Origin of the sequence: Frigoribacterium sp. CFBP 8766 (assembly GCF_014841435.1) — a bacterium.
In the GTDB taxonomy this organism is placed as follows: domain Bacteria; phylum Actinomycetota; class Actinomycetes; order Actinomycetales; family Microbacteriaceae; genus Frigoribacterium.
Genome location: NZ_JACYTX010000004.1, coordinates 83,361 through 109,231 on the forward strand (window position 1 = coordinate 83,361; position 25,871 = coordinate 109,231).

Sequence of the window (25,871 nt, forward strand, 5' to 3'; positions counted from 1 at the left end):
TCGAGACCGTACACCTGATGGCAGCCACTGTCATCACTGCCCTGGCGACGCTAGGCTCGGACCATGGCTCGATGGGAACCCGGCACTCGGGAGCGGCTGCAGGCGGCCGCCCTCGATCTCTTCGTGACCCAGGGCTTCGACGAGACCACCGCCTCCGGCATCGCGTCGTCCGCCGGCGTGACCGAGCGCACGTTCTTCCGGCACTTCTCGGACAAGCGCGAGGTGCTCTTCGAGGGGCAGCACCTGCTCGCCGACCGGTTCACGGCGGGCGTCGACGACGCCCCCGAGGGCGCCGGCCCGGCCGAGCTGGTCGCCGCGGCGCTGCGCGGGGCGAGCGAGTTCTTCCCCGACGACCGTCGCGCGTGGTCGCGTCGCCGCCAGACGGTGATCGACGCGCACCCTGCCCTGCAGGAGCGTGAGCTGCTGAAGCTCGCCGGCCTCGCGCGCGACGTCGCCGCCGTGCTGGCCGCGCGCGGCGTGCCCGAGCCGGCGGCGTCCCTCGCCGGGCAGGCCTGCCTGGCCGTGTTCGGCGTCGCGTTCGGCCTCTGGATCGCGGAGGGCGAGACGCGGTCGTTCGCGGAGCTCGCCTCGCTCGTGCACGGCGAGCTCGGCCGCGTGGCCGCCGCGCCCGTCCGCTGACCTGCCGGCGCCGATGCGCTGGCGAGCCGCGCCCCCTGTGGGTCAGTGCGCCGCAGGGCGCGAATGGTCTCCGCAGATGCCGACCCGGGCGCCCGCAATAGGTGCTTTTCCCCCTGTTGTAGGTGCCGGAGGCGGCCGCTGGTCGGCATTCGCGGGGCAGCGCTCCAGCCGCCGAGGGCAGCGCAGCGCCGAGCGTCAGCCGTGCGGGTGCGGGGCCGGGCGCTGCCGCCCTGCGAGCACGCCCGACAGCGCGAGCACGACGAGCCCGACCGCGGGGATGAGCAGCAGCCCGACGCGCAGCGAGCTCGCGTCGGCGACGGCCCCGATCAGCGGCGGGGCGGCGAGGAACCCGAGCCGCATCAGCCAGCTGACGAGCGTGAGTCCCGTGCCCGGCCGGAACCCCTGCAGTGTGTCCGCCGCGTGCATCGCGGCGGGGATCAGCGTCGCGACGCCGAAGCCGGCGAGGGCGAAGCCGAGGATTGTCGTGCCGACGGACGGGAACGCCAGCGCCTGCCCCATCCCGACGAAGACCAGCGCCCCGCCGACCCGAGCAACGGCGCGCTGGCCGAAGCGGTCGACGAGCCGGTCGCCGAGGATCCGCCCGACGAACTGGGCACCCTGCAGCGCGACGAAGCCGAGCGCGGCGACGGTCACGCCGGCGCCGAGCGAGCCCGAGAGGTAGAGGGCGGCCCAGGTGTTGCCGGCGTCCTCGACGACCGTGCCGGAGGCGGCGATCAGCACGAGCGCGACCAGGACGCCCCAGGTGCCGAGCTTCACTGCCGAGCGGCGCACGCGTGCACCGGCGTCGCTGCCCGAGCCGATCCCCGAGGAGGCGTCGGTCTCGGCACCTGCCACGGGCACCGGGGCGGACGTCGACGACGACGCGACCCCCTCGGTCGGCGTGGCGGGCGCCTCCTCGAGCTCGGAGGCGGGCTCCGGCCCCCGGAGCATCAGCCGGTAGGAGACGACGGCGACCACGCCGAAGACGACCCCCGAGATCGCGAGGTGCACGCCGATCGGCACGCCGAGCCCGGCGGCCGCGCCGCCCATCAGGCCGCCGGCGACGGCGCCGACGCTCCAGATCGCGTGGAACGAGTTGAGGATGGAGCGCCCGTAGCGCCGCTGCACGCGCAGGCCGTGCGAGTTCTGGGCGACGTCGACGATCGCGTCGAGCGCCCCGGCCACGAAGAGCGCGCTGGCGAACAGGGCGCCGACGGGGGAGAGGCCGGCCAGCAGCACCACGACTGCGGTCACCACCGTGCCGACGACGGCGACACGCGACGACCGGAAGCGGCGGATCAGCCAGCTCGCCGCGAGCCCGGCGACGATCGCGCCGACCGGGCCGGCCGCGACGGCGAGGCCGAAGGAGGCGTTCGACAGGTCGAGCGCCTCCTTGATCGCCGGGTAGCGCGGCAGCAGGTTCGAGAACAGCGCGCCGTTCGTGAGGAACAGCAGCGCGACGGCCAGCCGCGCCCGTCGGGTCTCGTGGTCGGGTGCGGCAGGCGTGCCGGGTCGGGGGGACGTCGTCGACATCGTCGGGTCTCTCGTGTCTGTCTGGGCGAGGGAGGCGCGGCCCGGGGAGGGGCCGACCACGGCGCTGCCCATCAGGGCAGCCGCGGCGCTGCTGATCACGGCAGCCGCTGATCGAATCGATTCGATCTCGCGACGATGCTAGCGGGGCCGAGCACGGCGAGGCAACGCCACGCCCTGCGTCGACCCGCGCGGACGCTCCCTCAGCTGGCCGGCCCGAGCAGCACCGCGAGCATCGTCGCGGCCGACCCGACCAGGAAGCTGAAGGTGCCGAGCTGCATGGTGCGTGTCTTGTTGCGGTCGGCGACGGGCACGCTCACCTCGAGGATCGGGCAGCCCGACCAGCCGATCAGGCCGAGGCTGACCGCGACGACGGAGGCGCCGATCCAGAAGAGCGTCTCGATCGGCGTCGAGAGCACGTCGGGCCGCCAGCCCGACACGAGCACGGCGCCGAGGGCGAGCGCCACGGCGACGACTGCGGCGGCGAACCACAGCGTGCCGGTCCACATGATGCGCGTGAGGTTCTCGACCGGGCCCATCAGGTCGCGGCCGTCCGGCTGGGGGGCGTGCGAGGCGTCGTCGACGGTGCCCGTCCGTCCGCGTCCGGGTCGTGCGGCGGTGTCTGGGGAGCTCTGGTAGTCGGTCACCCTGCCACGTTGCCACCACTCGGCCCCGGCCGCCCGCCGATGTCCGGTCCGGGCGTCGCCCTCTCCGCTCGCGAGCGGCGCTCGTCCCCGCGCGGCGGCGCCCGTCAGCTCCGCAGCGTGACGCTCGGGTGCTCGCCGAACCGCTCGTGGTACGACGCCGAGAAGCGTCCGAGGTGGCTGAACCCCCAGCGGCGCGCGACGCTCCCGACCGTGGCGGTCTCGGGCGTCGCGACCGCGAGGTCGGCGTGCACCCGGTCGAGCCGGATCTGGCGCAGCAGCACCGTCGGGCTGACGTCGAGGGCTCGCTGCAGGGCCACCTGCAGCCCCCGCACGCTGAGGTCGGCGGCCCGGGCGACGTCGGCGACGCCGATCGGCTCGTGGGCGTGCGCGTGCAGGTACTCGACGGCGAGGGCGAGTCGTCGGGCCCCCGGCGCGACGGGGGCGCCGGGGGCGAGCGCCACGGCCGAAGCCTGCCCGGCCTCGTGCGGGAACGTCTCGAGCACCGCCAGCGCGAGTCGACGGTTCGCCTCGGCCCGCAGCAGGGCAGGCGCGGCGAGGTCGAGCAACACCGGGGTCGTCTCCGAGAGCACGGCACGCCAGCGTCGCAGCGCCGCGTCCCCGACGGGCGCGGCGTGGAAGAAGGTGACGGGCCCCGACGTCACGTCGCCGCGCTCGGCGGCCAGCCGCTCCAGGTGCGCCGCGCTGACGTGCACGAGCCGCTGCCGGTAGTCGGAGAAGTCGAACGAGTAGGCCCGGGTCGGCGCGATCCGCGGCACGAGCGGCCGCAGCTCGACCGCGTCGCGTCCGACGTCGACCGTGCCGCGCCCCTCGACCAGCCACGACACGACGTACTCGGGCACGGCGTCGGCCGTGCCGCGGGCCGACCCGTGGAACTCGGACGTGCGGAGCGACACGTCGCCGTCGCCGACCGCCGCGTAGCGGTACTCGAACGGTCGGTCGAGCTGGTCGAGCCGGAACCCCTCGCCCGGGTACTGGGCCTCGTAGAGCTCGCGGGCCGCGTCGAGGTCGTCGCCGTGCACGGCACCGCGGAACGGCGGCGGTGTCGCCCCGGTGCCGACCTCTTCGTCCATCGTCGACATCCTCACACGCAGGAGGCGCGGGTCGCGAAGGCGACTCGGCGACCGGACAGCCGCCTCCCGGCCCCCTACTGTGCAGGGACCATGCCGCACGCCCCCGCCGCGCCTCCCCGGCCGCCCCGCCCGACGCTCCGTCGGGCGCTGCGGCACGGCGTCTGGTGGCTGCAGGACTACGCGTACGCCGCCTGGTGGCAGCTGCGCGCCGTGCTCTCGCCGCGCGGCGCCGACGACTACCTCTCGGGCGACGGGCGACCCGTGCTCGTGCTGCCCGGCATCTGGGAGACCTGGGCGTTCCTCCGTCCGCTGATCGAGCGGGTGCACGACGAGGGGCACCCGGTGCACGTGATCGCGTCGCTCGGGCGGAACGGCCGACCCGTGGAGGCGACCGCCCGCGACGTCGCCGCCTACGTGCTCGAGCACGACCTGCACGACGTCGTGGTCGTCGCGCACAGCAAGGGCGGGCTGGTCGGCAAGTACCTGATGGCCCTGCTCGACGACACCCGTCGGGTCGACGTGATGGTCGCCGTCTGCACGCCGTTCAGCGGCTCCCGGTACGCGGCCTGGCTGGTGCTGCCGAGCCTGCGGGCCTTCTCGCCCCGCGACGCGACGACCGTGATGCTGTCGCGCGACCAGGCGGTAAACGAGCGCATCACGTCGATCTACGGCGAGTTCGACCCGCACATCCCCGAGAGCAGCGTGCTGGTCGGCGCCGACAACGTGCTGCTGCCGACCGGCGGCCACTTCCGGGTGCTGGCGCACCCGCGCACCGTGGCGACGGTGCTCGCGGTCGCCGGTCGGCCCGCGCCCGACGGCGACGGCTCCTCCCCGGCCCTCGGCTGATCCGCCGCCGACCGGTCAGCCGCCGACCGGTCAGCCGCGATCTGAGAGGATGGGGCACCGTCACCTCGACCAGGCAGGAGCCTCCCATGGCCGAATTCTTCATCGGACTCGTCAGCGCGATCACCCTCGTCGGCCTGGTGCTGACCGTCGCGGCCTTCGTGGCCCTCTCGACGTCGAAGTAGTCCCGTCGCGGCGCGCGCCTCGCAGGCCCCGACGGGTGCCCGGCGGGCGGCGCGTGGCTAGAGTCGTCGCATGAGAGCGCTGCAGGCCACCATCATCTCCGAGCTCGCCGTCCGCCCCGACATCGACCCGGCTGCCGAGGTCGAGCGCCGCGTCGCGTTCCTCCGCGACTACCTCGAGACGACCGGGGCCGGCGGCTTCGTGCTCGCCGTCAGCGGCGGGCAGGACAGCACGCTCGCCGGGCGGCTCTGCCAGCTCGCCGTCGAGGGCGTGCGCCGCGACGGCGGCACGGCCGAGCTCGTCACCGTGCGGATGCCCTACAAGGTGCAGGCCGACGAGGAGGACGCCCAGCTCGCCCTGCGGTTCATCGACGGCGCCGAGGGGCTGGTGGTCAACATCCAGCACGGCGTCGACGGCACGGCACAGGACGTCGCCGAGGCGACCGGCGCCCCGCTCAGCGACTTCGCGAAGGGCAACGTCAAGGCGCGCACCCGCATGGTGGCGCAGTACGCGATCGCGAGCGAGCGCGGCCTGCTCGTCGTCGGCACCGACCACGCCGCCGAGGCACTCACCGGGTTCTTCACCAAGTACGGCGACGGCGGGGTCGACCTGGTGCCGCTCACCGGGCTGAGCAAGCGCCAGGGCAAGGCGCTGCTCGCCCACCTCGGGGCCCCGGCACGTCTGTACGAGAAGGCGCCGACCGCCGACCTGCTCGACGAGACCCCCGGCCAGACCGACGAGGCCAACCTCGGCCTGACCTATGCCGACATCGACGAATACCTCGAGGGCGGCGACGTCGACGACGCGATCGCCGAGGTGATCGAGGCCCGCTACCTCGCGACCGAGCACAAGCGCCGCGTGCCCGCGAGCCCGGTCGACGAGTGGTGGCGCGCCTGACGCGCGTCCCCCTGTCGGTCGTCCGGTGTTGACTGCGAGCCATGATCATCGTGACCGGACACCTGCTCGTCGACCCTGAGCTGCGCGACGACTACCTCGCCTCCTGCGTGAGCCTCGTCGAGGCCGGTCGCGACGCGCCCGGCTGCCTCGACTTCGCGCTGTCGCCCGACATCGTCGACCCCGGCCGCATCAACGTCGCCGAGCGCTGGGTGTCGCAGAACGCCCTCGACGACTTCCGCGGCTCCGGGCCGACCGACGAGCAGGAGGCGGAGATCCGGCACAGCGACGTGCACGACTACCAGCTCACCGGCCCCGAGGAGCCGTCGCTGTCCGAGTCGGGCGACCTCGTCTGAGCCGAGCTAGTCGATCCCGTCGATCCCGCCGAGGCGCTCGAGCACGCCGGTGAGGATGGTGCCGGCAGGGTCGGGCAGCACGTGGTGGTTCAGGTAGATGCCCTCGAGCCAGGGCAGGACCTCGTCGGCGGGCATGCCGACGGCGGCCCAGTCGACGCCGGGCAGGGCCCGGGTGACGGTCTGCTCGGTGCCCGGGGTCAGCCACGCCTCGGCGATCGGCTGGTCGGGCGTGCGGCGCTCGTCGGCGGCCCAGAGCAGGGCGATCGGGTGCTCGCGGACGTCGTCCGGCGCCTCGTCGACGTGGTCGTGCTCGACGTGCCCGGCGCCGAGCCAGGGCAGGGTGAGCAGCTCGCCCTCGATGTCGACCTCGACCAGGTCGAGGTGCGTCGGCTCCTCGACCTCGCACACCCAGAGGTCGAGACCGGCGTCGTGCCAGGCCGCGGCGTCGTCGACGTCGTCGATCAGGTCGGGCATCAGCGCCTGCAGGTCGGTCAGCAGGGCGGTGGCCCACGCGACGACCTGGGCGGTGTCGCCGGGGCCCCATGGGCTGATGTCGGTGTCGTCGCCCGCCGCGTCGTGGAAGTGGTGCTCGGCACCGCCGTCGACGGCGTCGAGGTGCACCTGGCCCGTGCCGAACCCGACATACAGGCTGCTGAGCTCGGTCTCGTCGTCCCACTCGCCGAAGAGGTTGGGCTTGCCGAGCGAGGTGGGCAGCGGCAGCGTCGCCGCGTGGCGCGTGCCCAGCGCGAACACGGCGCGGAAGCGCCTGGTCGGCAGCCGGAGGCTCATGTCAGTCACAGGGTGTCTCCGATCGGTCGGCTCCCAGCGTACGGGCTGAGGCCGCACCCCACTGCCCTGGTGCCGAGTGGTCGCGAACGGTCGCTCAGCGGGCCCGCCGGAGCAGGAGTCGACCCCTCGTCCACGAGGGCGACCTGCAGCCTCTGCAGGTTCACAGCATCGTCGCGGCGTCGCTCCCTACCATCACCGCATGGACGACCCTCCCTCTCACATGCCGACGCCCTTCCGCGCCCTGACACCGCACGGTGTCTCTGACGAGCGGGGAGGGGCTCAGTGAACGAGTGGGCCATGCTCGCCGTCGGTCTGGTCCTGACCGTCGGCACCGGCTTCTTCGTGGCGTCCGAGTTCTCGCTCGTGAACCTCGACCGGAACGACCTCGAGGCCCGCCAGGCCCGGGGCGAGAAGCGCCTCGCGCCGACGATCAAGGCGCTGCGCATCACCTCGACCCACCTCTCGGGAGCGCAGCTCGGCATCACGCTGACCACGCTGCTCACCGGCTACACCTTCGAGCCCGCGATCAGCTCGCTGCTCGCCTCGCCGCTCGGCGACCTCGGCGTGCCCGAGGCCGTCATCCCGGGCATCGGCGCCGTGGTCGGCATCGTGATCGCGACCCTGTTCTCCATGGTGGTCGGCGAGCTCGTCCCCAAGAACTTCGCGCTCGCCCTGCCGCTCGCGACGGCCAAGTTCGTCGTGCCGTTCATGGCGACCTTCACGACCGTCTTCAAGCCGGTCATCCTGCTCTTCAACAACACGGCGAACGCGGCCATCCGCAGGATGGGCATCGAGCCGAAGGAGGAGCTGTCCGGCTCCCGGTCCGCCGAGGAGCTCAGCTCGCTGGTGCGGCGCTCGGCGCTCGAGGGCATGCTGGACGACGACCACGCGACCCTCCTGGGCCGCACCCTCCGGTTCTCCGAGCACGCGGCCGTCGACGTCATGACCCCCCGGGTGCGCATGACCACCGTGCGCTCCACCGACACCGCCGCCGACGTCGTCGAGACGGCGCTCGCGAGCGGCTTCTCGCGCTTCCCGGTGATCGGCGACGACAGCGACGACATCGTCGGCGTCGTGCACGTCAAGCAGGCCTTCGCCCTGCCCGCCGAGGAGCGGGCGTCCGTCCCGGTCGCCGGCCTCGTCTCGGACGCGCGCTTCGTGCCCGAGTCGATGGGCGTCGACACGCTGCTCGGCCTACTGCGTCGCGAGGGCTTCCAGATCGCCGTCGTCGCCGACGAGTTCGGCGGCACGGCCGGGCTCGTCACGTTGGAGGACCTGGTGGAGGAGCTCGTCGGCGAGCTCGAGGACGAGCACGACCGCGCCAAGGCCGGCATCCTGCGGTCGTCGGGCACCGTCGTCTTCGACGCCGCCCTCCGTCCCGACGAGCTCTGGGACCGCGCCACGGTGCGGGTGCCCGACGACGGCGACTACGAGACCGTCGGCGGCTTCGTCACCGAGCAGCTCGACCGGCTGCCCGAGGTGGGTGACGAGGTCGAGCTCGAGGGCGGCACGCTGCGCGTCGAGCGGGTGGTCGGGCAGCGGCTCGAGCGCCTGCGGTTCGTGCCCTCGCCGGCCGAGCTGCCGACCGCCTCCGGCGCCCCTGCGGGCACGACGGACACGGCGCACGCCGTCGAGCCTGCCCCCACCGACCACGACCGGGTCGTCGCCGGACTGCGAGAGGACCTGAAGCGATGAACGAGTACCTGCCCGGCATCATCTGGTTGTTCGTGCTGCTGATCGTCAACGGCTTCTTCGTCGGCGCCGAGTTCGCCGTCATCTCCGCCCGCCGCTCGCAGATCGAGCCTCGTGCCGAGGCCGGCAGCAAGGCGGCGAAGAAGACCCTGTGGGCGATGGAGCACGCCACGCTGATGCTGGCCACGAGCCAGCTCGGCATCACCGTCTGCTCGCTCGTCATCCTGAACGTCTCCGAGCCGGCGATCCACCACCTGCTCGAGATCCCGCTGGCCGCGACGCCCCTGACGCCCGAGGCCATCGGCGTCGTCGCGTTCGTCATCGCGCTGGTGCTCGTGACGTTCCTGCACGTCGTGGTGGGCGAGATGATCCCCAAGAACCTGTCGTTCTCGGTGCCTGACAGGGCGGCGCTGCTGCTCGCGCCTCCGCTGGTGTTCGTGGCGACCGTGTTCAAGCCCGTGATCTGGTCGCTGAACGGCGTCGCCAACGCGGTGCTGCGCCTGTTCCGGGTCGACCCGAAGGACGAGGCGACCAGCACCTACACGCTCGACGAGGTCGCGACGATCGTGCAGCAGTCGACCCGCGAGGGCGTGCTGTCCGACGCGTCGGGCACGCTGTCGGCGGCCTTCGAGTTCACGACCCGCAAGGTCCGCGACGTCGAGGTCCCCGTGGCCGAGATGGTGCGGCTCGCCCCGGGCGCCACGCCCCGCGACGTGCAGCTCGCCGTCGCCGAGCACGGCTACTCGCGCTACGTGTTGACGGACGACGACGGGCAGCCGACCGGCTACCTGCACCTCAAGGACGTCATGGACCTGACCTCGGCCGAGGCGCTCGACGCGCCCGTGCCGGCGAAGCGGGTGCGCCGCCTCGGGGCGGTGCCGCACGACGCCGACCTCGAGGACGCCCTGGCGTCGATGCGCCGCAGCGGGGCGCACGTCGCGCGCGCCGTCTCGGTGATGGGCGAGACGACGGGCGTGCTGTTCCTCGAGGACATCATCGAGGAGCTGGTGGGCGAGGTCGACGACGCGACGACCGTCTAGCTGCCGGCGCGCTCGGGCGAGAGCGGCCGCTCGCCCGGCAGCTCGTGCAGGGCCTCGGCGGCCAGCTCGGCCCGGATCGGGTCGCGGTCGCGGGTCGCCTGCTCGAGGGCCACGAGCGAGTCGCTCATCGCGGCCCAGTTCAGCACCTCGACGATGTTCGGCACGCGGAGCGAGTAGGCGAGGCCGTCGGTGACGTCGCGGCACACCTTCTTGAGCGCGGCGTTGCCGCAGTGCTCGACGTACATGTCGAAGAGGGCCACGGCGTGGGCGTTCAGGGCCGGGCCGTCCTCTCGCTCGATGTCGCCGATGCAGATCGTGACCGTCGACGAGATCTGCTTCATGACGGCCGCGGGGAGGCGGGGCACGGCCAGCCGGACCGCGCCGCCGTAGAGCACGCCGAGCGTCTGGACCGCCTCGACCGCCTGGCCGGCGTCGGGCGTCGCGACCCGCGTCCAGCGGTTCGGCGCCATCTCGACCAGCCCGGCCCGGACGAGGTCGCTGAGCGCCTCGCGGATCGGCGTGCGCGACACCTGCAGCCAGGCCACCAGCTCGTCGTCGTGCAGGCGCTCGCCGGGCTCGAGCGTGCCGTCGAGGATGGCCTCGCGCAGCCGGCTCCTCACGGTGTCGCGCAGCAGCTGGCGCTCGGTCGTGGGTTCTGAGGTGGGGACGGGCACGGGTGTCTCCGATCGTCGGCGGGTCGGGCGCGGGGCCCTGCCACCAGGATAACGGCACATGTCCCGTGTGGCGGGTGACGCGTCGGGGGTGATGTACCACCGGGCCACGCTGCCCCGAACTGGGGGTGACCAGGATCATGCACGCGCATATGGTGGCGGCAGGGCTCGGGGGAGCGTCCTGTACCCCGCACCCACCACACCGATCGGACGGCACCGTGACCCTCGCACCTGTGCCGCTCGTCGGCCCGACGCCTTCGGACGACGACCTCGTGGCCGCGACCGCCTGCGGCGACCAGCGCGCCTTCGCCGAGTTCTACGACCGCACCGCGTCGCGCGTGCACGGCCTCGTGCGGCGGGTCCTCGTGGATCCCGCGCAGTCGGAGGAGGTCGTGCAGGAGGTGTTCCTGGCGGTCTGGCAGGAGGCCTCACGATTCGACCCGGCCAGGGGGACGGCGCTGTCGTGGCTGCTCGTCCGGGCGCGTCGTCGGGCGATCGACCGCGTGCGGTCGTCCCAGGCGAGCCGCGAGCGTGACCTGGCCGTCGGCGTCCGCGACCTCGACGCCGTCCGCGACGACGTCGCCGAGACGGCGGCGATCCGGATCGAGCACGCGCGCGTGAGCCGGGCGCTCGAGGGGCTCTCGGCCGTGCAGCGCCAGGCGCTCGAGCTGACGTACTGGGGCGGCCTCACCCAGTCGGAGGCGGCGAGCCGGGCCGGCGTCCCGCTCGGCACCATGAAGACCCGCCTGCGCGACGGGCTCATCGCCCTGCGGCGCCTCGTCGAGCCCGCGGTCGCCTAGGCTCGACGGATGAGGTGCTCGTGACCTGGCTCTGGTTGGCTGGCGCGATCGTCGTCGAGGTCACCGCCTCCCTGGCGCTGCAGGCCGCCGTCGAGGCCCCCGGCTGGTACGCGCTCGTCGTGGCCGGCTACCTGTCCGCGTTCGTCTGCCTGTCCCGGGTCCTGAGGGGCGGCATGGCGATCGGCGTCGCCTACGGCATCTGGGGCGCCTCGGGCGTCGCGCTCACCGCGGTCATGGCCGCCGTCCTCTTCGGGCAGGCGCTCACCGGCGTGATGGTCGTCGGGCTCGTGCTGGTGGTCGCGGGCGTGCTGCTGGTCGAGCTCGGGTCCCAGAGGGCCCTCGCCGCCCGCGCGGCCGCGGCCGCGGCCTCTGCCTCGGGACCCGCGGCCTCGGCTCCGAGCGGGGGCGACGCCTGATGGGCTGGGTCCTGCTCGCGATCGCGATCGTCTGCGAGGTCGGCGCGACGATCAGCCTCAAGCTCGCCACCGACGGGCGGAGGCGCTGGTACGTGCCCGTGGCCGTCGGCTACGTCACCGCGTTCTCGTTGCTCGCCGGCGCCCTGGCGCTCGGCCTGCCGATCGGGGTCGCCTACGGGGTCTGGGCGGCGACCGGGGTGGCCCTCACCGCGGTGCTCGGACGCCTCCTGTTCAAGGACCCCCTGACGGCGACCATGGCCGCCGGCATCGTCCTCATCGTCGCGGGGGTCGTCCTCATCGAGGTCGGGCACTAGTCCCCGCACCCGGCCGGCCGGTGCCGCCACGGTCGACGGAGCGCCCGGCCCAGGACGCACGAGACCCGCCCGGCCCCGAGGGGCGGGCGGGTCTCGTGGTCGAGGGAGGCGCCTCCTACGAGGCAGGCGTGCTCACGACGGGCGTGCCGCTGGGCACGTGCTGGGACGACACCTCGACGCCGTGCGACGTGCGCAGCACGTCGAGGGTGGCCTCGATCTCGGCCTCGCGCTCGTCGGCCGTCCAGCCGAGGCTCGACGCCAGGACGTCGGCGATCTCGCTGAGCAGCTCGATCGTGACGCCGCCGACGAAGGCGAGGTTGGTGCGGCGCAGGACGACGTCGGCGAGGTGCACCGCGTCCTCGTGCTCGGCGAAGTACGCGATCTCGGCCGTGGTGAGGCCCGGGTCGCTCGCCAGCGGCTCGGACGGCTGGTCGAGCAGCACCTCGATCACGCTCTCGGCACGGGTGCCGTAGCGGGTGAGGAGACGGTCGACGTGCTCACGGCTGAGGCCGTCGGCGTGGGCCGCGACCCAGGTGGTGCGGGCCGCGTCGGTGGTCGGGAAGTCCTTGCCGCCGCCGATCGCCATGCCGGTCGTGTCGACCGTGCGGGTCACGCCGAGACGGTTCGTCGCCTCGGTCGACAGGTGCGCCGACAGGGCGCGGAACGTCGTCCACTTGCCGCCGACGAGGCTGAGCACCTTGCTGGTCGGCAGCTCGGCCACCTCGGTCTCGACGATGCGGTAGTCGCGCGACACGAAGCCGGCGGCGAGGTCGTCGTGCTTCGGGAGCGGGCGGACGCCCGAGTAGCGGTAGACGATGTGGTCGCGCGTGATCTCGATCTCGGGGTAGACGTGCTTGACGAGGTCGAAGAAGTAGTCCACCTCCTCCTCGGTGCAGACCGCGGGCTCGGCCATGTCGGCCTCGAGGTCGGTCGTGCCGATCAGGACGCGGCCCTTCAGCGGGTAGATCAGCACGATGCGGCCGTCGTTGTTCTCGAAGAAGATCTCGCGGCCGTTCGTCGCCTCGAGCAGCTCGGGGCTGTCGACGACGATGTGCGAGCCCTTGGTGCCGCCCATGTACTGCGACTCGGCGCCGAGCGCCGCGTTCGTCAGGTCGGTCCAGGGGCCGGAGGCGTTGACGACCACGTCGGCCGTCACGGTGAACTCCGTGCCGGTGACGACGTCGCGCAGCACGACCCCGCCGTCGGCGGTGCCGGCGGCCTCGAGGTAGTTGGCGCTGCGGGCGTTGTCCCCGGCGGCGAGGCCGTCCTTGAGCACGTCGAGGGCCAGGCGCTCGGGCTCGTGCACCGAGGCGTCGTAGTAGGTGCCCGTGTACTTGAGGTCCTTGTTCAGGTGCGGCATCTCGGCCAGCGCGGCCTTGCGGCCCAGGAACTTGTGACGGGGCACGGAGCCGCCGTCGCGCGAGAACGAGTCGTACATGGTCATGCCGACCTTGATGAGGAGCGCGCCGCGCTCCTTCGTGCTGCGCTGCTTGTGCGTGAGCATGCGCAGCGGGGCGTTGAGGATGCCCGAGAACGTCGAGAAGATCGGCATCGTCGTCTGCAGCGGCTTGACGTAATGGGGGGCGATCTTGAGGAGGCCGTTGCGCTCCTCCACGCTCTCGCGGACGAGGCGGAACTCGCCGTTCTCGAGGTAGCGGATGCCGCCGTGGATCATGTGCGACGAGGCAGCCGAGGCGCCCGAGGCGTAGTCGGCGCGCTCGACGAGGACGACGTCGACGCCCTGGAGGGCGAGGTCGCGGAACGTGGCGATGCCGTTGATGCCCCCTCCGACGATCAGCACCTGGGCGTGGGGGCGGTCGGCGATGCGCGACACGTTGGCGCGCATCGTCCCTGTCTTCTTCGACTCGGTCACAGTGGAGCTTCTTTCCCGTTGCGTTCGGTGAGCGGTGGGGTCGTGCGCCGGCTGCTCGGGCCGGTAGTGTCCATGATCGACCCCTCCTGACGAGGGTGCAACGTATCTGCACAGATGTGCACGGAGGTGCCCATGGCCGAGGCGACGACGTCCGAGAAGACCCACGACGCGCTCCGTGCGGCGCACCTGTACTACATGCAGGACCTGACGATGGAGGCGATCGCCTCGGAGCTGAACACGTCCCGCTCGTCGGTGTCGCGCCTCCTCAAGGCCGCTCGCGAGACGGGCCTCGTCGAGATCCAGATCAAGTCGCCGCTCGACCAGGCGACCCGCTCCGCCGCGGCCCTGCACGACCGGTTCGGGGTCGTCGCGCACGTCGTGCCCGTGCCCGACCAGATCACCGAGATCGACCGGCTCGAGCGCGTCGCGCTGTCGGCGGCCCGCACGATCACGCCCTACGTCGACTCGAACATGGTGGTCGGCGTGGCGTGGGGCGCGACCCTCAGCGCCGTCAGCCGGTCGTTGGTGCCGCGGGCGACGCACAACTCCGTCGTCGTGCAGCTCAACGGCGCGGCGAACACGCGCACGACGGGCATCGAGTACGCGAGCGAGATCCTCCGGCGCTTCGGGGCGGCGTACTCGGCCGCGGTGCAGCAGTTCCCCGTGCCGGCGTTCTTCGACGACCCGGCCACGAAGCGCGCGCTCTGGCGCGAGAGCAGCACGAAGCGCGTGCTCGAGCTGCAGGCCTCGATGGACCTGGTCGTCTTCGGCGTCGGCTCGCGCGACGCCCGGGTGCCCAGCCACGTCTGGTCGGGGGGCTACCTCGAGAAGAGCGACCAGCTCAGCCTCGACCGCGACGGCGTCGTCGGCGACGTGGCGACCGTCTTCTACCGCGAGGACGGCTCGTCGGCCGACATCGCCATGAACGCCCGGGGCACGGGCCCCGACCTCGAGACGATCCGGCGGGCGCCGCGGCGGGTCTGCATCGTGGCCGGCGAGGCCAAGGTCGCCGGCGTGCGCGGCGCCCTCGCCGCGGGGCTCGCGACCGACCTCATCCTCGACGAGGGGACGGCGCGGGCGCTGCTCGCGAGCTGAGTCGCAGGCGGGCCGGGGGAGGCGTCGACCGGGGAGGTGTCGGCCGGGGGAGCCGTCGGCTGGGGGACACGCTCCCGAGAGCCCCTCCAGCCCCGCGGCGTAGACCGGTGCTCGACATCGATCGGCCCGCCCCGCGGGCCCGGAGGAGGAGAGCCCCATGGCCACCACCGATCTGACCGGACGACGCGTGCTCGCGATCGTCACCAACTACGGCGTCGAGCAGGACGAGCTCGTCGTCCCGGCTCGTGCCCTGCGCGAGGCCGGTGCGACCGTCGTCGTCGCCGCGCAGTCGACCGAGCCGATCCAGACTCTCGTCGGCGACAAGGACCCGGGCGAGACCGTCCGCCCCGACACCACCCTCGACGAGGCCGACGCGGCCGACTTCGACCTGCTGCTCGTGCCCGGCGGCACCATCAACGCCGACACGATCCGCCAGGACGACGGCGCCGTCTCGCTGCTCAAGGCCTTCGCCTCGGCCGGCAAGCCCGTCGCCGCCATCTGCCACGGCCCCTGGCTGCTGGTGGAGGCGGACCTCCTGAAGGGCAAGGAGCTCACCTCCTTCGCCTCGCTCGAGACCGACGTGAGGAACGCCGGAGGCGCCTGGGTCGACCGCTCGGTCGTCACCGACGTCGAGGGCGGCTTCACCCTGGTCACGTCGCGCGACCCCGACGACCTCGACGACTTCGTCGGCGCCGTCCACGACGCGCTCGTGACCGCAGGCGGCGGACAGGGCTGACGCCTCGCCGCGCCCGGCGCGGTGCCCTCGACCCGGTGCCGGGACCGATGATTCGTCGCGGTCCCGGCACCGGGTCTTTAATCAGGGAGGCGCCGTGTCAGGACGGCCCGGTCGACGAGGAGCAGGTCATGGCAGCGGCAGCAGCACCGGCGGCAGCAACGGGGGAGGCGTCGTGAGGTGGCGGAGCACGCGCGGCAGCGCCGGCCCCGCGAGCCCGGACCCGGCGCCGGTCGACCCCGAGGCCCTCGAGCGCGCCGTCGTCGAGGGCCTGCTGATCTCGCGGGCCGCCGCGATCGTCTCGGTCGCCAACCGCATCGTCGTGCGTGCGCTGCGCGACGACGACGTCTTCGACCACGGCGAGACCGCCGCCTCCGTCCGTCGCACGCTGCACCGCCTCGCCGAGGAGCAGCGGTACCAGAACCGCCGCATCGGGGAGGCGCGCCAGAAGGCGCTCCGCTCCAAGGGCCGCTCCCGGCACCAGCACGACTACCGCAAGGGCGACGACGAGACCCTCTGGTTCCGCGAGAAGACGTACACGGCCGTCGCGGACCGGCTGGACGCCCTGCGCGACGACGCCGAGTACGTCGACGACATCGTCCAGACGGCGGTCGCCCGTGCCTGGGGGGACGTCGGCGCGGCCGTCGTGACCCGGGTGCGTGCCGCCTCCGTCGTCGTCGACGCCGCCTACGGCGAGGCCCGGGCCGAGCGGCTCGCCGGCCTGGACGACGACCTCGCCGAGCTGAGGGCGCAGGCGGCGTCCCGGCCTGCTCCGACGACGGGGGCCGACCCCTCGTCCTCGTCCTCCTCCTGACGGGCCCGTCGTCGTCCTCTCCGTCTTCCCGACGAGATCGGGCCCGCCCCGAGCGGGGGCTTGCCCGGAGTCCCCCGCGCGAGCATCATCGACTCACCCCACTCGCCATGCCCGGGCGACCACGCCGCCCTGGCTCCCCTCGATCACGCCCGTCGTCCGGGTCGGAGTACCCGCATGCGCCGCCTCCCCCTCCCTCTCGTCCGGGCCTGGGTCCGCGCGCGCTACCGCGTGGTCGACGAGCTGCTCTCGACGCCGAGCCCCGACGACCACCCGAGCGGCCACGCCCCGGGCACGGATCCCGACCGCGTCCTCGTGCTGGGCAACGGTCCCGCCGTCGGCTGGGGCGTCCGCAGCCACGACCTCGCCCTGCCGGGCACGCTGGCCCGCGCCCTGTCGGCGCTGACCGGCCGCGGCGCCGACGTCGACGCGCTGGCCGACGCCGACGTGTCCGTCGCGACCGCCGCCTCCTTCGTCCGGGGTCGCGACCTCGGCCGCTACGACGCCGTCGTCGTCGTGCTGGGCGTGAGCGACGCGCTGCGGCTGGTCCCGCGGTCGCGCTGGGCCGCCGGGCTCGCGGCCCTGCTCGACGCCCTCGAGGAGGAGGTCGACGCGTCGTGCGAGATCGTCGTGACGGGGATCCAGCCGCCGAGCTCGGTGCCGAAGTTCGCCCTGCGCTGCGGCGGCGTGGTGGACGCCCACGCCGACGAGCTCAACCGCGCGACCACAGAGCTCTGCGCGGCCAGGGCCCGGGTGTCGATGGTGTGCCCGCCCGGCCCCGTCGCCGCGCCCGAGGGCCTCGGGGAGCCGACCCGCACCTCCGTCCCCTACCCGGCCTGGGCCGCAGCCCTCGCCGCGGTGGTCGCGCCGCTGATCGACGCCGCGCTCGCCGCGGGGAGCACGGCGCGGACCGCCCGCGAGGCGCCCCAGACCGACGAGACGCGCATCGCCGCCGTCCGCGCCCTCGGGCTGCTCGACACCCCGGCCGAGAAGCGGTTCGACGACATCGTCGAGCGGGCACGGGTGCTGCTCGGCGCCCAGGGGGCCGCGTTCTCGCTCATCGACGACGGGCGCCACTGGAACAAGTCGGTCGCCGGGTCGTCACAGGTGGAGGTGCCCATCGCGTCGTCCTTCTGCTCGCAGACCGTGCGGACCGGCACCGCGATGGTCGTGCCCGATGCCTGGCGCGACGACCGCTTCGTCTCGCACCCGAGCGTGCGGTTCTACGCCGGGCACCCGGTCGAGAGCCCGGACGGCGTGCGGATCGGCGCCCTCTGCGTCGTCGACGCCGAGCCGCGGAGCGCCGAGAGCGTCGATCTCGTGCTGCTGCGCGAGCTGGCCCTGCAGGTGCAGCGCGAGCTGCGGGTCGTGCCGGTCGGCGGCTAGGACCACTGTTCCCGCACGAACGGCTCGCGGGGCGTGCCCGCGAGGGCCCGCCGCGCCCGCGAGACCCGCACGAGGTCGTCGGGGGAGTCCATCTCGTGCAGACGGCAGGGCCCGACCCTGCGCGACCAGTCCGCCGCGAAGGCCTCCGCGTCGGCGCGACGCCGGCCGATCTGGGTCGGCACCGGCACGTGCCGGACGCGGCGCGAGAGCGCCCGGTGGAGCAGCAGGGCGACCGTGAGCAGGGGGCGTCGCCAGGCGTCCGAGATCTCGCCGCGCTCCGCCTCGAGCAGGAAGCGCGGGTTCCCGACCGGGCCGAACAGCTCGGCCATCGCCGTCGCCACGGTCTTCTGGTCGTCTGGTGAGCCGCCCGAGACCGCGACCTCGAACGACGCCGTCGTCCCGAGCGGACCCGGACGGGCGACGACGGACAGGTCGCCCTCGCCGTAGGCCGGCACGCGGCCGGCCCTGTGCAGGCCGTCCACGACGACGCGAGCGACGCGGCGGTGGGCCTCCGCCGTCGAGAAGAGCTGGCGGCTCGCGAGCACGAGCTGGCGCCAGACGGGCCGCACGGCCCAGACGACGATGCCGGCGGCGACCACGCTGGCCGCGATCCCCGGGCCGGTGCCGAGGCGCCAGCCCTGGCTCAGCACGTTCGCCGAGCCGAGCAGGCCGGCGACGGCGAGCAGGGCCACGGCGATCAGCGCCAGCTCGAAGGTCGGCCCGCTGCGGAACGGGACGCGTCCGGGGGAGTCGACCACCGCGACCGTCGACTCGCGGTCCGCGTACGGCTCGCCGACGCGCCACGCCCGTCGGGTCGCCTCGCGGGACGGCATGACGGCCTCCACGGCGCCGTTCAGGTCGGCGACCGTCCTCGGCGGGCGCACCTTGCCGACGATCTGTCCGAGGAGGGCACGGTGCTCGTCGGTCAGCGCTGTCTCGAGGCCCCTCACCACCTCCGTGTCGTCCGACCGGAGCAGGCCCCAGAGGCGGCTGTGCTTCCGCGCGAGCCGGCTCACGTCGGGCGCCGCGTCGAGCGTGGTCGTCGCGGGCAGCACGGCCGTCACCGTCCAGTTGTGGGCGACCTTCTCGGGCCACGCCGGGTCCAGCCGCAGGGTGCGACCACGCAGCTGCTGCGTCGCGGACGACGTCGCGACCGCGGTCAGGTCGATCAGCGTGTTGACCGCCGGGCAGTCCCAGCCCTCCCCGAGCAGGCCGCGGGTGCCGACGACGAGCCGCACCGTGCCGTCGGTGAGCAGGCGGGAGACGGCGGCCACCACGGCCGCCGAGCCGTGCCCGGCGGTGTCGAGCTGCCGCACGTCCGGCGCGCCGGGAGTCCGGTCGGGCACGACCTCGACCGGCAGCGGGTCGCCGTCGGCGCGGCCGAGCGCCGCGGTCAGGGCCGGCACGACGACGTCGAGGTCCCGTGCGGCCACCCGGAGGTGCCGGGCCGTCACGAGGACCGGCCGGAGCCGCGAGGTGGTCGGGTCGGCCACCACCGCGTCGAAGGTCCGCAGCGCACCGGCCGGCGGCCCGTCGGAGCCGTGCTTGTTGCCGTGCACGGCGTGGTCGGTCACGACCACGGCCTTCACGAGCGGGCCGGTCGGCTGGTCGAGCTCGAGGCGCAGGACGTCGCCCACGGCGGCGTCCTTGGCCGCGGACGAGGCGAGCAGGGTGTCGATCGGGTCGCGGGCCCGGCGCACGCCCCGATCGGTGAGCGTGTAGCCGAGGTCGACGAGCACGCGCTTCAGGCGCCGCCACTCGTCGCCGCGAGCCGGGTCGGGCAGCAGCCGGTCGAGGCCCCAACGGGCGAGGAGGCGGATGCTCTGCTCGGTGTCCGGGGCCCGCCGGGCGGCCTCGTGGAGGAGGGGGACGAGCGGGTGCGTCGGCTGCAGGTCGAAGAGCATGCGGGCTGCCGACTCCGCGACGGGGAAGTCGGCGGCGAAGGCCGCGGCGACCCGCTGCTCGTCGGTCGCGGGGCGGGCGCCGTCACCGGCGACGGCGTCGTCGCGGTCGCCCCGCAGCTGCTGCTCGAGCCACGCGGTGCCGTCGGGGGTGGCGAGCGACTCGCGGACGAGCCCGACGAGCTGCTCCTCGTGCCCGCGCAGGAACTGCAGCTCGGCCTCCGTCGGCTCGACGAACCAGACGTGGTCGCGGTACGGCGCGAGGTTCCCCTCCTTCACCACGGCCGGCGTCGGCACCTCGTAGTCGACCTCGCCGAGCAGCGACGTGTAGAGGTCGTACGAGTCCTGGTCGTCCGACGACGGCAGCGTCGCCGTCAGTCCGATCAGCAGGGGCGTCCCGCCGGCCTGTCGGATGCGGCTCGCCAGGTAGGCGACGACCAGCGCCCAGTGGTCGAGGAGGTGGTGGCACTCGTCGAGCACGACGGTCTCGACGCCGTGCGACACGAGCCGGTCGACGAGCTCGCGGGCGTTCGGGTGCAGGGCCCCGGCGAGCAGCTCAGGGTCCTCCCGGGCCAGCTGGCGGCGCATCGCCCGCGAGCGGCGGGCGACCCCGGCGCGGTGCTCGTCCGGGTTCGAGGACCGCAGGTCGTCGATCCACCGGGCCGCCGCCTCCTCGTCGCGACCCCCGGCGACGAGCTCGCGCGTCCACGCCTCGACTGCGAGGTCGGTCAGCGGGGAGCCCGTCTCGAGCACGCTGAGCATCTGGTACGTCAGGGCGGTGACGTCGCCGAGGGCACGCGGGTCGTCGGAGACCTGGCCGTCGGCGCCCTCGAGGGCGTCCGCCGAGCGGACCCACTGCGCTCGGATCGTCGCGGTCGGCGCCAGGACGAGCGTCCGGGTGCCGCGTCGGGCGGCGAGCAGGAGACCGAGCAGGGTCTTGCCCGAGCCGGGCGGGGCCATGACGTGGAGGGGCTCGCCCGGGACGACGGGCACCCGGTCGAGCACGTCGGCCTGGTAGCGGCGCAGCTCGCCGGCGAACCGCCAGGAGCTCAGCGGGCCGGGGGTCGCCCCCGCGGCGGGTCGCTCGTGCGCAGCGCCTCGGTCGCGCGCTGCGTGCTCGTCGGTCGTCATGTGGCCCTCCCCCCAGGACGCCGCGAGTCTACCGAGGGCCGCGGGCCCGGTCATGGGCCTGGGCTCGCGACCCGTGTCGAGCGTTCAGGAGGCGGCGTCGCGTCGGCCTGGTCTGGGAGCGTCGCCGCGCGTCCGGCGACACGGTCTCCTGACTCCTCGACGCAGTCGGGCTGCGGTCGCCCAGCCCCTCCCGACATGTCTCATGCGATGCTGGCGGTCCGACCCGTCCTCGCGGGGAGGTCGGCCGGCACGTGAGCGTGCACGAACACGGATGCGGATACGGACACGGACACGCACGACGAGGACGGGAGGCGCCGGGTGGCACGAGGCGACGGCGACACGACGCGGCAGGCGACGGTGTTGGTCGTGGACGACGACCCGAACGTGCTGCTCGGGGTCCGGGTGGCCCTCGAGACGGACGGGCACCGCGTCGTGGCCGCGGCGGACGGGCGGTCGGCGCTGCTCGCCGTCGCCGAGCACGACCCCGACGCCGTCGTGCTCGACCTGGCCATGCCGTTCCTCGACGGGGCGGCGGTCTGCCGCACCCTGCGAGCGGCGGGCGACGGCGTGCCCGTCCTGGTGCTCACGGCCCACCACCGGCCCGCCGAGCGCGTCGCCGGGCTCGACGCCGGCGCCGACGACTACCTCGGCAAGCCGTTCGACGTCGACGAGCTGCGCGCCCGGGTCCGGGCCCTGCTGCGGCGGGCTCCCGGCGGCTGGGGCGGTCTGCCGGACCAGGCCGGAGCAGCAGCCGCGGCCGGCGCGGGGACGAGAGCCGGTGCCTGGCCCCGGTGGCGCGGGGTCGTGCTCGACGAGAGGGGGCAGCGGCTCGTCCGGGAGGACGCGACCGGCACCGCGGCAGGCACGCCGGCCTCCGTCGAGCTGACCCGGATCGAGGCGGGCCTCGCCGGGCTGCTCTTCCGCGACCCCGGGCGGGTCCGCACCCGCGACGAGCTCGTCGAGGTCGTCTGGGCCGACCGTGCGCCGCCCGCGTCGAACGCCCTCGACGTCGCCGTCAGCTCGCTCCGCCGCAAGCTGGCGCAGCTCGTGCACGAGCCGGCCGACGGTCAGCCGGAGGGCACCGGCGACGGCTCGGCCGCCCGACCCGTCGTCCGCGCCGTGCGCGGCCTCGGCTACCGGCTCGAGCCGTGACCGCGCGACGTGGTTCGCTCCGGCGCCGGGTCGCCGTCCTGGTCGCCGGGTCGGTGGCCGTCGCGGTGGTGCTCGTCGCCGTCCTGACCTGGCTCGTCGTCTCGAGCCAGGTCCGCGCCTCCCTCGACACGGCGCTCGACCGCGAGGCGACCCGCGTGCAGCGCCTGGTCCGGGTCGACGCCGACTGGACCGGCGAGGGCAGCGAGCAGTGCCGCTACGCGGCCGAGCCCGCGTGCGTCCGGCTGGTCGAGACCGCCGACGAGGTCGGGAGCGGCACGGGGCCCCTGCGGACGACGGAGGCGGCCCTCGCGGTCGCCCGCGGGGACCAGCCGCGCGCGCGCTGGACGGCCGGGCCGGTACGGGTGGTGGCCGTCCCGACCCGGCCGGGCGAGGCCGCCCTCGTCGGGGTCCCGACGCGCCAGGCCGACCTGGCCCTCGCCCGGACGGCCGTCGCCCTCACGGCGACGGGCGGCGTCGGCGTCGTCCTCGCGGGCCTCCTCGGCTGGGCGGCCGCGACCGTCGGGCTGCGTCCGGTCCGGCGCCTCGACGAGGCCGTCCGCCGCGTGCGCGACAGCGCCGACCCGCACGACCACGTCGACCTCGCCTCGACCTCGCGGGACGACGAGCTCGGCCGGCTCGCCGTCGCCGTCGACTCGATGCTCGTCGAGCTCGCGGCCGCCGACGACGCGCAGCGCGCGTTCGTGGCGGACGCCTCCCACGAGCTCAGGACGCCCCTCACCACGGTCCGCACGAACGTGCAGCTGCTCACGGCCGACCGCCCGCTCCGACCCGAGACGAGGGCCGCCCTGTCGGCGGCCCTCGGCGAGGAGGTGGCGGCGATGACGCGCACCGTCGACGACCTCGTGGAGCTCGCGGGCGACGACCGGCCGCGCACGGCCGAGCTGGTCGTCGAGGACGTCGTCGCGGCAGTCCGGGAGGCGGTCGCGGCCACGTCCCGGCGCGCTCGGGGCGTGGAGGTGCGGACGGACCTGCCGGACGCGCCCGTGGGCGTGCGCGTCCCCCCGGGACGGCTGGGGCGCCTCCTCGACGTCGTGCTCGACAACGCCGTCAAGTACGGGGCCGGGGGAGCCGTCGAGGTGCGCGTCGTCAGCGGGACGCCGGGCGACGGCGTCGTCGTCGTCACGGTGTCCGACCACGGCATGGGCATCCCCGCGGACGAGCGGAAGCGGGTGTTCGACCGGTTCCACCGGGCACCGGCCGCCCGCGGGCTGCCCGGCTCGGGGCTCGGCCTCGCCATCGCGGCCCAGGTCGTCGCGCGGGCCGGCGGCACGATCACGGCCGAGGCGCGCTCCGACGGCGGTGCCGGCACGACGATCCGGCTGGTGCTCCGCGCGGGCTGACCTGGTCGCCGCGCAGGGGAAGCGCGATCCGAGCCCCTGGGCGGCCGCACCTCACGTTCGCCTCACGCAGGCGACCGACCCTTGCGGCATGTCATCCACCACCTCGAGACGCGCCCGCTCGACCCCGCAGGTCGACCGCCTCCGCGTCGTCGTCGCCGCCGGGGGCACCGGCGGCCACGTGTTCCCCGGCATCGCGGTCGCCGCGGCCCTCCAGCGACGGGTGCCGGAGGCGGTCGTCACCTTCGCCGGCACCGCGGACCGGCTGGAGGCGACCCTCGTCCCCGCGGCCGGCTACGAGCTCGACACGACGCCGATGGTCGCGTTCCCCCGGCGGCCGGGCCTCGCGGCGCTGCTGTTCCCCGCACGGTTCGTCCGCTGCGTGCTCGGGGCACGCCGGCAGCTGCGCCGACGAGGCGCCCAGGTCGTCGTCGGGGTCGGCGGCTACCCGAGCGTGCCGGCCGTCGTCGCGGGCTGGACCCTGCGCCTGCCGGTGGTCGTGCACGAGTCGAACGCGACGCCCGGGCTCGCCAACCGTCTGGCGGCACGGCTGTCGGGACGGGTGGCCTGTGCGTTCGACCCGGCGTCCGCCGGGCTCGGCGCCCGGGCGGAGGTGCGGCAGGTCGGCATCCCGATCCTCCCGGCCCTGGCGGCGTGCGACCGGGAGTCCCTGCGGGGGCCGGCACGCGCCTCCTGGGGCGTCGAGGACGACGAGCTGCTCGTCGTCGTCTCGGGCGGCAGCCTGGGGGCGGCGTCCCTCGACCGCGCCGCGGTGGAGCTCGCGTGCGCGGCGGTCGCGACCGGTGCGACCGGCACGACCGGCACGTCCAGGGCGGCCGACGCCGTCGACGCCGTCGGGGCCCTGCACGGCCGTCGGCTGCGGCTCGTCGTCAAGGCGAGCCCGACCCACGTCGCGAGCCTGCGCGCCGCGCTCGCGCGGGGCGGCGGCGACCAGGTGGCGGAGGTCGTCGAGCACATCGACGACATGGCGGCCGCCTACTCGGCGGCGGACGCGGTCGTCGTCCGCGGCGGGGCGTGCACCGTGGCGGAGATCGAGCACCTCGGCGTCCCCGCGGTCGTCGTGCCCCTGCCGAGCGCGACGGACGACCACCAGACCGCCAACGCGGAGGCGCTCGCCGCGTCGGGTCGCGCCCCCGTCGTCGTCGTCCGAGACGGCGACCTCGACGGCGAGACGCTGGCGGCGGCGCTGGCCAGGGTGGTCGCGCTCGCCGAGGCCGCCGAGGCCTGTCTGCCGAAGGACCCCGACTCCGGCTCGGCCCCACCGCGCGGCGCCTCGCCGCACGCCGACGCCGCCGACGCGGTCGCCCGGTGGGTCGTCGAGCTCGCGCCTGCCGTCGCCTCGGTCGACGCGCCTGCCGCCTCCTCGGCCGTCTCGGCCGCCTCCTCGATCTCCTCCTCCTCCTCCTCCTCCTCCCGCTCCACCTCCACCACCGAAGGGACCACTCGATGAACGACACCACCTGGCAGGGCCGCACCGTCCTCGTGACGGGAGCGGAGGGCTTCATCGGCTCGGCGCTCGTCGACGAGCTCGTCGCCCTCGGCGCCCACGTGCGCGCCCTCTGCCACTACAAGCCCTACGGCGCGGCGGGGAACCTCGCCCGGTACGAGTCCGACCACCGCGTCGAGCTGCTCGCGGGCGACGTGCGCGACCCGTTCGTGGTCGACGAGGCCGTGGCCGGGGTCGAGGTCGTGTTCCACCTCGCGGCCCTGATCGGCATCCCGTACTCGTACACGGCGCCCGAGTCGTACGTGCAGACCAACGTCGTGGGGTCGCACGCCGTCGTCGCCGCCTGCCGCCGGCACGGGGCGCGCATGGTGCACACGTCGACCTCCGAGACGTACGGCAGCGCGCTGCGCGTGCCGATGGACGAGAGCCACCCCGCGCAGCCGCAGTCGCCGTACGCGGCCTCGAAGATCGCCGCCGACGCGATGGTGCTCTCGTACCACGCGTCCTTCGGCACCGAGGTCGCGGTCTGCCGCCCGTTCAACACCTATGGCCCGCGGCAGAGCGCGCGAGCCGTCATCCCGACGATCCTGCGGCAGCTCGCGGCCGGAGCCGACGAGATCCGGCTCGGGGCGACCACGCCGACCCGCGACTTCACCCACGTCTCGGACACGGTCGCCGGGTTCCTCACGGTCGGCTCGTCGGATGCGGCGCTCGGCCGTGCCGTCAACCTCGGCACCGGACAGGAGATCAGCATCGGCGCGCTGGCCGAGCTGCTGATCCAGGTCAGCGGCCGGGACGCCCGCGTCGTCATCGACGAGGCACGGCTCCGGCCCGAGGGCAGCGAGGTCGACCGGCTGCTGTCCGACAACGGGCTCGCGCGGAGTCTCGGCTGGGAGCCGCTGACGAGCCTCGAGGACGGGCTCCGCGACACCTGGCGCTGGGTGCTCGGCACCGACGAGCCGGGTGCGACCCGCTACGCGGTCTAGCCGCGGCGGCGAGCCGCGTCGAGCTCGTAGGAGACGCCGTCGCGGACGTGCCCCGTGCCCCGACCTCGGGCC

General features: G+C 74.5%; 24 protein-coding genes. 17 read left to right on the top strand and 7 right to left on the bottom strand.

The window, feature by feature from the left end:
• The first annotated feature begins 63 nt into the window (after positions 1-63).
• Complete coding sequence (locus IFT90_RS13180) at positions 64-639, top strand: TetR family transcriptional regulator (protein WP_192042682.1); 576 nt, start codon at positions 64-66, stop codon at positions 637-639.
• 195 nt (positions 640-834) lie between these two features.
• Here the strand turns inward: IFT90_RS13180 and IFT90_RS13185 are convergent, their stop codons facing one another.
• From IFT90_RS13185 to IFT90_RS13195, 3 genes are all read right to left on the bottom strand, one after another.
• Complete coding sequence (locus tag IFT90_RS13185; RefSeq protein ID WP_371812314.1) at positions 835-2,271, bottom strand: MFS transporter; 1,437 nt, start codon at positions 2,269-2,271, stop codon at positions 835-837.
• Positions 2,272-2,372: 101 nt separating this feature from the next.
• Positions 2,373-2,816, bottom strand: a complete 444-nt coding sequence (locus IFT90_RS13190; RefSeq protein ID WP_192042683.1) for a hypothetical protein — start codon at positions 2,814-2,816, stop codon at positions 2,373-2,375.
• A gap of 104 nt (positions 2,817-2,920) precedes the next feature.
• Positions 2,921-3,907, bottom strand: a complete 987-nt coding sequence (locus IFT90_RS13195; RefSeq protein ID WP_192042684.1) for a helix-turn-helix domain-containing protein — start codon at positions 3,905-3,907, stop codon at positions 2,921-2,923.
• Positions 3,908-3,997: 90 nt separating this feature from the next.
• Between IFT90_RS13195 and IFT90_RS13200 the strand changes: the two genes are divergently transcribed.
• The 3 genes from IFT90_RS13200 to IFT90_RS13210 all read left to right on the top strand — a co-directional run bounded on the left by IFT90_RS13200 (position 3,998) and on the right by IFT90_RS13210 (position 6,183).
• A complete protein-coding gene (locus IFT90_RS13200) occupies positions 3,998-4,753 on the top strand; it encodes a triacylglycerol lipase (RefSeq protein ID WP_192042685.1) in 756 nt (251 codons plus the stop codon).
• Positions 4,754-5,005: 252 nt separating this feature from the next.
• Positions 5,006-5,830 (top strand): ammonia-dependent NAD(+) synthetase, encoded by an 825-nt coding sequence (gene nadE / locus IFT90_RS13205; protein ID WP_192042686.1) that lies wholly within the window; start codon positions 5,006-5,008, stop codon positions 5,828-5,830.
• A 41-nt stretch (positions 5,831-5,871) separates the two neighbouring features.
• Complete coding sequence (locus IFT90_RS13210; RefSeq protein WP_192042687.1) at positions 5,872-6,183, top strand: putative quinol monooxygenase; 312 nt, start codon at positions 5,872-5,874, stop codon at positions 6,181-6,183.
• Between the two features lie 6 nt (positions 6,184-6,189).
• Here IFT90_RS13210 and IFT90_RS13215 read toward each other — a convergent pair whose 3' ends face one another.
• Complete coding sequence (locus tag IFT90_RS13215) at positions 6,190-6,981, bottom strand: hypothetical protein (protein WP_192042688.1); 792 nt, start codon at positions 6,979-6,981, stop codon at positions 6,190-6,192.
• Between the two features lie 273 nt (positions 6,982-7,254).
• On the opposite strand from IFT90_RS13215, the gene IFT90_RS13220 reads away from it, so the two are divergent.
• Both IFT90_RS13220 and IFT90_RS13225 read left to right on the top strand, forming a co-directional pair.
• A complete protein-coding gene (locus IFT90_RS13220; protein WP_192042689.1) occupies positions 7,255-8,667 on the top strand; it encodes a CNNM domain-containing protein in 1,413 nt (470 codons plus the stop codon).
• Positions 8,664-9,704: a hemolysin family protein gene (locus IFT90_RS13225; RefSeq protein ID WP_192042690.1), complete on the top strand. Its 1,041-nt coding sequence runs from the start codon at positions 8,664-8,666 to the stop codon at positions 9,702-9,704. The genes IFT90_RS13220 and IFT90_RS13225 overlap by 4 nt, the downstream gene beginning before the upstream one ends.
• Here IFT90_RS13225 and IFT90_RS13230 read toward each other — a convergent pair.
• Positions 9,701-10,378, bottom strand: a complete 678-nt coding sequence (locus IFT90_RS13230) for a GntR family transcriptional regulator (protein WP_371812315.1) — start codon at positions 10,376-10,378, stop codon at positions 9,701-9,703. The genes IFT90_RS13225 and IFT90_RS13230 overlap by 4 nt on opposite strands.
• Positions 10,379-10,593: 215 nt before the next feature.
• Between IFT90_RS13230 and sigK the strand changes: the two genes are divergently transcribed.
• Genes sigK through IFT90_RS13245 form a run of 3 tightly spaced genes read left to right on the top strand, consistent with a single transcriptional unit; the run spans position 10,594 to position 11,905 of the window.
• The gene (gene sigK / locus IFT90_RS13235; protein ID WP_371740950.1) at positions 10,594-11,175 is read left to right on the top strand and encodes an ECF RNA polymerase sigma factor SigK; all 582 of its coding nucleotides are present in this window, start codon (positions 10,594-10,596) and stop codon (positions 11,173-11,175) included.
• A 20-nt stretch (positions 11,176-11,195) separates the two neighbouring features.
• Complete coding sequence (locus IFT90_RS13240; protein ID WP_192042692.1) at positions 11,196-11,591, top strand: SMR family transporter; 396 nt, start codon at positions 11,196-11,198, stop codon at positions 11,589-11,591.
• Entirely contained in the window at positions 11,591-11,905 is a 315-nt protein-coding gene (locus tag IFT90_RS13245) for a multidrug efflux SMR transporter (RefSeq protein ID WP_123546835.1), read from the top strand. Before IFT90_RS13240 ends, IFT90_RS13245 begins: the two co-directional genes overlap by 1 nt.
• Before the next feature lie 115 nt (positions 11,906-12,020).
• Here the strand turns inward: IFT90_RS13245 and IFT90_RS13250 are convergent, their stop codons facing one another.
• Positions 12,021-13,778: an FAD-dependent oxidoreductase gene (locus IFT90_RS13250; RefSeq protein WP_370544811.1), complete on the bottom strand. Its 1,758-nt coding sequence runs from the start codon at positions 13,776-13,778 to the stop codon at positions 12,021-12,023.
• Between the two features lie 132 nt (positions 13,779-13,910).
• On the opposite strand from IFT90_RS13250, the gene IFT90_RS13255 reads away from it, so the two are divergent.
• From IFT90_RS13255 to IFT90_RS13270, 4 genes are all read left to right on the top strand, one after another.
• Positions 13,911-14,873 carry a sugar-binding transcriptional regulator gene (locus IFT90_RS13255; RefSeq protein WP_192042693.1) on the top strand — a complete coding sequence of 321 codons (963 nt, stop codon included), beginning with the start codon at positions 13,911-13,913 and terminating at the stop codon, positions 14,871-14,873.
• 157 nt (positions 14,874-15,030) lie between these two features.
• Positions 15,031-15,609 carry a type 1 glutamine amidotransferase domain-containing protein gene (locus tag IFT90_RS13260; protein WP_192042694.1) on the top strand — a complete coding sequence of 193 codons (579 nt, stop codon included), beginning with the start codon at positions 15,031-15,033 and terminating at the stop codon, positions 15,607-15,609.
• Between the two features lie 172 nt (positions 15,610-15,781).
• A complete protein-coding gene (locus tag IFT90_RS13265; RefSeq protein ID WP_192042695.1) occupies positions 15,782-16,420 on the top strand; it encodes a hypothetical protein in 639 nt (212 codons plus the stop codon).
• A gap of 174 nt (positions 16,421-16,594) precedes the next feature.
• A complete protein-coding gene (locus IFT90_RS13270) occupies positions 16,595-17,803 on the top strand; it encodes a GAF domain-containing protein (protein WP_192042696.1) in 1,209 nt (402 codons plus the stop codon).
• On the opposite strand, the gene IFT90_RS13275 is transcribed toward IFT90_RS13270, so the two are convergent.
• Complete coding sequence (locus tag IFT90_RS13275) at positions 17,800-20,835, bottom strand: DEAD/DEAH box helicase family protein (RefSeq protein WP_192042697.1); 3,036 nt, start codon at positions 20,833-20,835, stop codon at positions 17,800-17,802. The genes IFT90_RS13270 and IFT90_RS13275 overlap by 4 nt on opposite strands.
• Before the next feature lie 366 nt (positions 20,836-21,201).
• Between IFT90_RS13275 and IFT90_RS13280 the strand changes: the two genes are divergently transcribed.
• The 4 genes from IFT90_RS13280 (at position 21,202) to IFT90_RS13295 (ending at position 25,799) form a co-directional block, all read left to right on the top strand.
• Positions 21,202-21,987 (top strand): response regulator transcription factor, encoded by a 786-nt coding sequence (locus IFT90_RS13280; RefSeq protein WP_199861871.1) that lies wholly within the window; start codon positions 21,202-21,204, stop codon positions 21,985-21,987.
• Positions 21,984-23,348, top strand: coding sequence for a HAMP domain-containing sensor histidine kinase (locus IFT90_RS17635; RefSeq protein ID WP_192042699.1), 1,365 nt, complete (start codon positions 21,984-21,986; stop codon positions 23,346-23,348). The genes IFT90_RS13280 and IFT90_RS17635 overlap by 4 nt, the downstream gene beginning before the upstream one ends.
• 88 nt (positions 23,349-23,436) lie before the next feature.
• The gene (locus IFT90_RS13290) at positions 23,437-24,816 is read left to right on the top strand and encodes a glycosyltransferase (protein WP_192042700.1); all 1,380 of its coding nucleotides are present in this window, start codon (positions 23,437-23,439) and stop codon (positions 24,814-24,816) included.
• The gene (locus IFT90_RS13295; protein ID WP_192042701.1) at positions 24,813-25,799 is read left to right on the top strand and encodes an SDR family NAD(P)-dependent oxidoreductase; all 987 of its coding nucleotides are present in this window, start codon (positions 24,813-24,815) and stop codon (positions 25,797-25,799) included. Before IFT90_RS13290 ends, IFT90_RS13295 begins: the two co-directional genes overlap by 4 nt.
• Positions 25,800-25,871 lie beyond the last annotated feature (72 nt).

Coding starts and splice junctions, on each gene's coding strand:
- IFT90_RS13180 (WP_192042682.1), top strand. CDS start 64: ATGGCTCGATGGGAACCCGGCACTCGGGAGCGGCTGCAGGCGGCCGCC.
- IFT90_RS13195 (WP_192042684.1), bottom strand. CDS start 3,907: ATGGACGAAGAGGTCGGCACCGGGGCGACACCGCCGCCGTTCCGCGGT.
- IFT90_RS13200 (WP_192042685.1), top strand. CDS start 3,998: ATGCCGCACGCCCCCGCCGCGCCTCCCCGGCCGCCCCGCCCGACGCTC.
- nadE (WP_192042686.1), top strand. CDS start 5,006: ATGAGAGCGCTGCAGGCCACCATCATCTCCGAGCTCGCCGTCCGCCCC.
- IFT90_RS13210 (WP_192042687.1), top strand. CDS start 5,872: ATGATCATCGTGACCGGACACCTGCTCGTCGACCCTGAGCTGCGCGAC.
- IFT90_RS13225 (WP_192042690.1), top strand. CDS start 8,664: ATGAACGAGTACCTGCCCGGCATCATCTGGTTGTTCGTGCTGCTGATC.
- IFT90_RS13245 (WP_123546835.1), top strand. CDS start 11,591: ATGGGCTGGGTCCTGCTCGCGATCGCGATCGTCTGCGAGGTCGGCGCG.
- IFT90_RS13255 (WP_192042693.1), top strand. CDS start 13,911: ATGGCCGAGGCGACGACGTCCGAGAAGACCCACGACGCGCTCCGTGCG.
- IFT90_RS13260 (WP_192042694.1), top strand. CDS start 15,031: ATGGCCACCACCGATCTGACCGGACGACGCGTGCTCGCGATCGTCACC.
- IFT90_RS13270 (WP_192042696.1), top strand. CDS start 16,595: ATGCGCCGCCTCCCCCTCCCTCTCGTCCGGGCCTGGGTCCGCGCGCGC.
- IFT90_RS13275 (WP_192042697.1), bottom strand. CDS start 20,835: ATGACGACCGACGAGCACGCAGCGCGCGACCGAGGCGCTGCGCACGAG.
- IFT90_RS13290 (WP_192042700.1), top strand. CDS start 23,437: ATGTCATCCACCACCTCGAGACGCGCCCGCTCGACCCCGCAGGTCGAC.
- IFT90_RS13295 (WP_192042701.1), top strand. CDS start 24,813: ATGAACGACACCACCTGGCAGGGCCGCACCGTCCTCGTGACGGGAGCG.